Origin of the sequence: Frankia sp. BMG5.23, assembly GCF_000685765.2 — a bacterium.
In the GTDB taxonomy this organism is placed as follows: domain Bacteria; phylum Actinomycetota; class Actinomycetes; order Frankiales; family Frankiaceae; genus Frankia; species Frankia casuarinae.
Map to the genome: position 1 here is coordinate 1 of NZ_JDWE01000159.1, position 1,420 is coordinate 1,420.

The following is a 1,420-nucleotide window of genomic DNA, read 5'->3' on the forward strand; positions in this document are numbered from 1 at the left end:
ACCTCGACCTGCTCCTGCTGACACTCAAGCCACAACATGGGGGACACTACAGACACGGACGCGGCACCTGCTTCTGGAAGACCTTTGCGTGAGAACTCAGATCTTCCTGTAGGTGCCGCGTCTGCCGCGTTCCAGGGCCCTTCGCGGCCCGACCCCTAGCAGTAGCCGACCACAAACTCAAGACGCCACGCCGTACCTACTTTGACGTCGCCCTGCCCGGATACGCGTCAGCTCTCGATCCAACCGTACTTCTCGGCCACGCCCATCAGCTCGCTTCTGATCCGGACTATCTGCGTCCCCGTCAGGGTCGGGTCGATCCGGAGCAACAGTTCGGTGATTTCCTGGGTGAACTCCCCGACCGGCAGGACGTCGCAGAGAGCGTCGGAATCGTCCGCGTGGACGGTTCCCCTCGTCGGCGCCGGAGCGGCCAGACCCGAAGCCGCGGGCGCGGACCTGAGGATGCGGGCCGCACTGGCCTTCAGCCCACGCTCGCCCTCCTCGATCTCGAACTCCATGACGGCCCCAGGGATGACGAGATTCTTCTCAACAAGAAGATCGTTGGCATGTAGGAAAATATCGTCTCCACCGTCACTGGGAGCTATGAAACCGTAACCCCGAACATGGTCGAAGCGAAGAACCTTACCTGTACTCACGACTCACCTCAACAACACCCGAAAGACCATACGATTATCCACCGCCGCTTCGTCCGCCCAACCGCCACATGGCGGGCCGGACGACTTAAGAGTGAAGCATACCACCACAGCCCCAACCGACCGCAAGCCTGATGCCTCCACTCTCGCCCTCGACGGAAACAACCGCGCCAATACCCGCCTACGCTACCTCGGTTGAGACCAACGTTCAACGCGGAACGACGGGTCATCCTTTCACGATTACGACCACACCCCCAAGACGGAGCCGCGACCACAGAAACGAACGCGTGTTCGACATCGCCGGGCGAGAGGTCTACGCTTACAACCATGTTCACGTACAGACCGTTCCCGGCCACCCGACCATGATCGCCGCCATCCCGAGCCGCCGACGCCCGTCTCCGAGCGTCCGGAGGACGTCCTCTCCGCATTCCGCCGGACGCCCGCGGCGCGCCAGCCGGTCACTCCCTGAGCCCCAGCCCGCCACCGAGAGGCCGACAGGCATGCACCTCACCATTCCACCTGCCCGGGGATCTTGTCGAATTCGGCGACGGAGGCGCGGACCGGAATGCACGGGTCCACCCTGGACTCGAAAACAGCTCAGAGATTCAGCAGATTCGGGGAAGTTGCTCACCGACCGGGAGGTCCACCAGGCGGCTCGCGCCGAGATCGGTCCTCGGTAAGAGTTCGGTGATGGCGTGGGTGGGCGGGCCGAAGGCCCGGCCGGTGTTGCCGGTCGGGTGGTTTTCGGCTTGTGGGTGGGGTTAGGGCTC

1 protein-coding gene is annotated in these 1,420 nt (G+C 63.5%); it reads right to left on the reverse strand.

What is annotated here, in order from left to right; genetic code table 11:
- Positions 1-227 precede the first annotated feature (227 nt).
- Positions 228-653 carry a cold-shock protein gene (locus tag BMG523DRAFT_RS22300; protein WP_011436383.1) on the reverse strand — a complete coding sequence of 142 codons (426 nt, stop codon included), beginning with the start codon at positions 651-653 and terminating at the stop codon, positions 228-230.
- Positions 654-1,420 lie beyond the last annotated feature (767 nt).